Below are 4987 nucleotides of genomic sequence, written 5' to 3'. Positions count from 1 at the left end.
CTCAAGCTGCTCAGGGAAGACGACCGCGCGATCCTGACCGCCGCGGCCCGGGCCGAGGAGGCGTCGAGCCTTCTCCTGAAGCTCGGCGGCCGTGAGACCGCCGTGGCCGAAGAGCCCGGCGACGACGCGCTGGCCGCCTGAAGGGAGGGCACCATGAGCCGATCCGTCAGCTATCCCAACGGCGCCATTGTCGCCTTCACCGTCCTCGAGGTCGAGCGCGCCGAGGATTGGGAGCTCGAATACGAATGGCTGCGCGATGACCTCACGGAGCGCGCGGCGGCCGCCTTCCCCTCGCTCCTGCAGCACGACGCCTGGCGGGGCCGCGAGGATCGGATCCTGCTGCGCAACGCCTATGCCGACTTCGGCGTCTCGATCTACGGTGGCCTCGTCGCGGTGTGGATCGCCGAGCGCGACGACGGCGCCTATTGGGATGCTGACTGCAGGACTGCCCGGTCGCCGCGAGCACAACGCTGGCTCCGCCAGATCGCCAGCCGCTTCGACCACCTGTTCGGCGACTACGACTGCCTCGGACGCATGTCGAACGGTGAAGCCGTCTATCGCAAGCGTGCCTGACCCCGGGGCGGGAAAAGCGACGCCCCTGCCCCTTTCCATTGCGGGCGCCCGCTTCCTCCAGTCGTGGCACGCGCCACGCAAGAGAGGCCCTGGGCCAGCCGGCCGGGTCCGCAACCCGGCCTCGCCAGGCCCGTGTTGGCCCGGTCCCTGCGGGCCCGTTCCGGCCCGCGCCAGCCTGGCGATGCGGGTTTCCCCTCCGGGTGCGGAGCCCGGCCTTGAAGCTGGCCCTGACGGGCTCTCGCTGCCGCGGCCATGACGGCCTTCCTGGCAGCGCCACCAATCAGGAGGACAAGATGCACAGCTCATTCGCAGATCAGCTCGCCGGGCTCGACCTTTCCGGCTTTTCGATCGGTCCCGCGCCGGTCTCTTCCGACGATTTTCCGCTTCGCGAAGCGGTCGTGCAGACGCTCGAAGCAGTTTGGTCCGATCTCTTTGCCATGATCTCGGGAACCGCGCTCGAGGCCGACGCCGAGGATCTCGGCTGGGCCTTCGTCAACATCTTTCACCGGTCCGCGACCCGCAAGTCGACGGCGCTCGACCGCGCCACCGACGAGGTCCGGGCCCTGATCGCCACCGCGGACGGTTCCGAGGTCCAGACGCACGAACTCGAGACCCAGGTCGAGCGGGCGCAATGCGCCGAAGCGGCGATGCTGGCGCTCGAGGAAATGCGCGAGGTCGCCGCGGCGCTCTACCTCAATGAGTTCGGCTCTTCGTGGAAGCCGGTCTCGAGCTCGCGCTTCAATCACAGCGCGATGCTGACTTCCGCCCTGGTCGAAGGGCGCGATTTCCTGCGCGCCCGCGCCGAAGCCAAGCGGCGCGCTGCAATGCCCGAAGGAACCCCGGTGGTATTCGCCGGCGGGCGTACCCGCCATGCGACCGAAGCCGACGCGCTCGCGTTCGCCAACAACGTCTGGGCAACCCTGGACAAGGTCCGCGACCGCGTGCCCGACATGGTCCTCATCCACGGCGGCGACAGCAAGGGCGTGGACCGGCTCGCCTCGTCCTGGGCCGAGCGGCGGCAGGTGCCGCAGGTGACGTTCTCGCTCGACATGCGGCTCGGCGCTCGCGCCGGCTTCAAGCGCAACGAGCGCATGCTCTCGCTCGACCCCCGCTATGTGGTCGCCTTTCCGGGAAACGGTGTTCTCGAGCGGCTCGTGATCGAAGCCAAGGCGCGCCGGATCACCGTCGTCGATCGGCGGGGTCCGCTCGGGACATGCCCGCGCAGCACGGCGGTCGCCGCCGAGTAGGGCGCGCGCGCCTTCGCGCCAGCGCCAACTCGGCGCTGGCAGCTGCACCAGAGGGGAGGCATCTTCTGCCTGTGCGGGCTGGGCGGTGGACGTCCAGCCGGCAGCACAGGAGAACTTCTCATGACAGATTTCCAAGCCGCGATCGCCGAGTTCGCGGTTCGCCAGGCCGAGCGTGACGCCCGGGAGCAGATCGAGATCCAGCATCTCAAGGCTGTCGTCATCCCCCCGTTGCGGACAGCGGGAATCGCCCGCGTCGAAGTCCGCTTCGACGGGTATGGCGACAGCGGCGCCGTCGAGGAATGCATCTGCTACGATGCCGCCAACGCTTCGGTTGCTTGTCCCGACGCTGCTGTGGAACCGTTCCGTCCGGAGGCCTCGGAGGGCAACGCGCAGGCCGAGGCGCAATCGCTGGCGGCGGCGCTGGAATCGCTCGGCTGTCTCGCGCTCGAACGCCACCATCCCGGGTGGGAGCTCAATGATGGCGCGTACGGCCAACTCGTCATCGATGTGGCGGACGCGAGCTTCACGCTCGATTGCAGCCTGCGCTTCACTGCCTCCGAAGATCACTCGACCGAGCTCTAGGAGAAGCGAGATGGCGCATTGCTATTACCATGCGCTTTCCTCGGTGCGGAAATGGGGCGGCAACGTGGAGGACTATCTCCCGCTTCACCAATGGTTCGACCAGTCGAAAGCGATCCTGGCCGATCCCAGGCACCGCGCGCTGCGGCACCATGCCGAGGGGATATTCATGCTCGAAACGCTGTTCGGAGCGACCATCGTCAACGCCGACGGTCGGTCGGTCCCGGTGCGCCTTGTCGGCGAGCAGCACGTGCGTGAGGACCTGGGATCGATCCCCTCGTTCGCGGACTGGGCGCGCCTCATCACTCCCCAAGCCTGGATGCTTCGCGGGCATCGTCTCGACGAGTCCGTCGAGCTGTCAGGCGATCGTGCGGCTCGCGGTGACGTCGTCCCATCCAGCGGCCCTTCTTCTTCCGTGGGCGGCCGGTCTCGCATCGCGATTTGAAGCTGCTCCGCGGCGGTTGCAGATGCGGGCGAACCGGTGTCGGCCGCTCGAAACCGAACGGGCATGGCGGTCCTGTCAACGGCATCCGTGACCAACCCGGCTCTCAAGCAAACCTGTTCCTGAAGCAGCCCCGTCGAGGCGCGCAACCCGGACCCGGTCCGGCCGTGTTGCCGGGCATGCGCCCGGCTGCCCGCACCACCCGAACCGTCTCCAGGTTCCCCTTCGGTGCGCTTCGCCGTGGGCCGCTTCTGCTCGGGTTTGCAGCCGGGATGGACCCGGATTGCTCGATCAGGAGAAGACCCATGACCAATCTCGTTATTCTCGTCGGCCGTATCGCCCGCGATCCCGAAGCCCGCACCACCCAGGGCGGAACCAGCATCACCTCGATGTCGGTGGTGACCGACCGTCCGGCCAGGAAGGACGGCAAGACCTACAAGGACGAGAACGGCTACACCGCTAAGGAAAGCGAGTTCCACCGCGTCACCTGCTTCAACGGGCTCGGCCAGAATGTCGCCAAATACTGCACCAAGGGCCAGCTGGTGACCGTCGAGGGCCGGATTCACTACACCTCGTGGGACGACAAGGACGGGGTCAAGCGCTACGGCTGCGAGATCATCGCCGACAAGGTGGATTTCCTCTCCAAGGGCCGTTCGAGCGCCAACGAGGGCGCGCCCGACATCGACGAGGACTGATTGTCCCGATCCCGCGACAAGGCCCCGGTGGCACAGACCATCGGGGCCTTTTCTTTTGCGTGACTGCTTGGCGGCGGTGCGGGGCATCGAACCCGCGCACCGCCGCGTTTGCCCATCAGGCGGGAGCGATGCGCTTCAGCGTCTCGTCGATCCCGAGCCCCATCGATGCGCGGACGAGCTGGCGCAGCTGCGCCGGCTCGATCGTCTCTGCGCCGCATTCGACGAGCAGCTTGCCGAGTTCGGCGGCCGCTTCCTCGCGGAGCCGGGCTTCACGGGCATCGAGCTCTTCGCGCTGTTCGAGCAGCTTCCTGAGCGCATCCCGAGCGCTCGGTTTGGACCTGGCCATGTGTCGTACCTTTCGCTGGCCGTTGGTCCCCTCCAGAACCGATTCTGCCATTGTCGCGGCGTGTAGGAAAACGGTTTGTGAGGTTGCCCGAACGCGTACCCGCAACCGTGGGGGAGAGGTCTCTCTCGCAGAGTTTCCAAGTGTGATGCGGGCTTGGGGGCCGCGTCAAGGACGACGGGGCCCCACCATTTTTGCCGGGGCGAGCCCCGACAAAAATCGTTTCCCCCATCGCCGCTTCGCGGCCGCGTGTTCCACGCGGTCCCTGACCCGGCCCGTCACCCACATCGCGAATCTCCTGATGCGACGCATCGAACATCAGGAGGACAGTCATGTACGCTTCACCGAACATTGCCCGTGCCGTTTACCAGGCCGATCAGGCAGCCTTCGTTGCTGCCCTTGACCGGGCCCATGCCAGGTCCTTTCACAGCTACTTCACCCAGTATGTCCTGATTGACGATGAGGCCGGCTACATCGCGGTCGACGAGGGTGACTATGGCGCGCTGCCCAAGGCCATGCTGGACCGAGTCGTCGACACCGTGCCGACCAAACTGACCGACGAATTCTGATGCCGCTCCACAGGAGGAAGTCCGTTCCGGGCTTCCTCCATTCTTTTTGCTCGGCTCCTTTGAGCCAACGCTTAGGGAGGTTCAGGAGGCCATTCCGGCGTCCGTCGATGCGCCCTCCGGGGCGTCGAACCGCTCCAGTCGCTCGGGCAGGTCGAGCAGCCTCAGCGCGGCCGCCGAGATCGCTTCCGCCTGGGTCGGAAAGGCCTCGGCCGAGCTGATCGCGACGCCGTCCGAATAGGTGACGGTTGCCTGGTAGCCCTTGCCTTTCGGCGTCGCGCTCAAGCTTACGCTGGCCATCCCGCACTCCTTATCCGGGGGATTCTTGCACGTGATCTTATCTCCCCGGACTGCTCCATTCCCATAGCTTTCGCCTCCCTCCGACAGGCGGCTTGCCCGGCCCGCGCGCCGCCGGTCAGCGGGAGCAAATCCGCTCGGTCCGGTCCAGGCCAACACACTGGTTCCTGCCTGCGAAGTTGGGGACAGGGGGCACACCCTACGCCGCCATGCGGCAGAAAGAGATTGTTAAGCAATAGGTTACG

The 4987-nt window shown here is 66.7% G+C and carries 8 protein-coding genes; 6 read left to right on the top strand and 2 right to left on the bottom strand.

Going from position 1 to position 4987, the window contains the following annotated elements; translation table 11 throughout:
- The first annotated feature begins 153 nt into the window (after positions 1-153).
- The 5 genes from QZV94_RS23205 (at position 154) to QZV94_RS23185 (ending at position 3536) form a co-directional block, all read left to right on the top strand.
- Positions 154-573, top strand: a complete 420-nt coding sequence (locus tag QZV94_RS23205) for a hypothetical protein (RefSeq protein ID WP_066672075.1) — start codon at positions 154-156, stop codon at positions 571-573.
- 215 nt (positions 574-788) lie between these two features.
- Positions 789-1820: a DUF2493 domain-containing protein gene (locus QZV94_RS23200; RefSeq protein ID WP_293682550.1), complete on the top strand. Its 1032-nt coding sequence runs from the start codon at positions 789-791 to the stop codon at positions 1818-1820.
- 120 nt (positions 1821-1940) lie between these two features.
- Positions 1941-2402 carry a DUF6878 family protein gene (locus QZV94_RS23195; RefSeq protein WP_066672070.1) on the top strand — a complete coding sequence of 154 codons (462 nt, stop codon included), beginning with the start codon at positions 1941-1943 and terminating at the stop codon, positions 2400-2402.
- Between the two features lie 10 nt (positions 2403-2412).
- The gene (locus QZV94_RS23190; RefSeq protein ID WP_066672066.1) at positions 2413-2844 is read left to right on the top strand and encodes a hypothetical protein; all 432 of its coding nucleotides are present in this window, start codon (positions 2413-2415) and stop codon (positions 2842-2844) included.
- A 302-nt stretch (positions 2845-3146) separates the two neighbouring features.
- Positions 3147-3536 (top strand): single-stranded DNA-binding protein, encoded by a 390-nt coding sequence (locus QZV94_RS23185; RefSeq protein WP_066672064.1) that lies wholly within the window; start codon positions 3147-3149, stop codon positions 3534-3536.
- 115 nt (positions 3537-3651) lie between these two features.
- On the opposite strand, the gene QZV94_RS23180 is transcribed toward QZV94_RS23185, so the two are convergent.
- Positions 3652-3882, bottom strand: coding sequence for a DUF6437 family protein (locus tag QZV94_RS23180; RefSeq protein WP_293682544.1), 231 nt, complete (start codon positions 3880-3882; stop codon positions 3652-3654).
- Positions 3883-4211: 329 nt separating this feature from the next.
- Between QZV94_RS23180 and QZV94_RS23175 the strand changes: the two genes are divergently transcribed.
- A complete protein-coding gene (locus tag QZV94_RS23175) occupies positions 4212-4448 on the top strand; it encodes a hypothetical protein (protein ID WP_293682542.1) in 237 nt (78 codons plus the stop codon).
- 81 nt (positions 4449-4529) lie between these two features.
- Here QZV94_RS23175 and QZV94_RS23170 read toward each other — a convergent pair whose 3' ends face one another.
- The gene (locus QZV94_RS23170; protein WP_293682540.1) at positions 4530-4745 is read right to left on the bottom strand and encodes a hypothetical protein; all 216 of its coding nucleotides are present in this window, start codon (positions 4743-4745) and stop codon (positions 4530-4532) included.
- Positions 4746-4987 lie beyond the last annotated feature (242 nt).

Source organism: uncultured Phenylobacterium sp. (genome assembly GCF_902826855.1).
Classification (GTDB): Bacteria; Pseudomonadota; Alphaproteobacteria; order Caulobacterales; family Caulobacteraceae; genus Phenylobacterium.
Note: the sequence above shows the minus strand (reverse complement) of the source record. Positions and strands in the feature narration are given on the sequence as shown.

Bases quoted from the DNA above. Each gene is read 5' to 3' on its own strand.
- QZV94_RS23190 (WP_066672066.1), top strand. From the start codon at position 2,413: ATGGCGCATTGCTATTACCATGCGCTTTCCTCGGTGCGGAAATGGGGC.
- QZV94_RS23180 (WP_293682544.1), bottom strand. From the start codon at position 3,882: ATGGCCAGGTCCAAACCGAGCGCTCGGGATGCGCTCAGGAAGCTGCTC.
- QZV94_RS23195 (WP_066672070.1), top strand. From the start codon at position 1,941: ATGACAGATTTCCAAGCCGCGATCGCCGAGTTCGCGGTTCGCCAGGCC.
- QZV94_RS23205 (WP_066672075.1), top strand. From the start codon at position 154: ATGAGCCGATCCGTCAGCTATCCCAACGGCGCCATTGTCGCCTTCACC.
- QZV94_RS23175 (WP_293682542.1), top strand. From the start codon at position 4,212: ATGTACGCTTCACCGAACATTGCCCGTGCCGTTTACCAGGCCGATCAG.
- QZV94_RS23185 (WP_066672064.1), top strand. From the start codon at position 3,147: ATGACCAATCTCGTTATTCTCGTCGGCCGTATCGCCCGCGATCCCGAA.
- QZV94_RS23170 (WP_293682540.1), bottom strand. From the start codon at position 4,745: ATGGCCAGCGTAAGCTTGAGCGCGACGCCGAAAGGCAAGGGCTACCAG.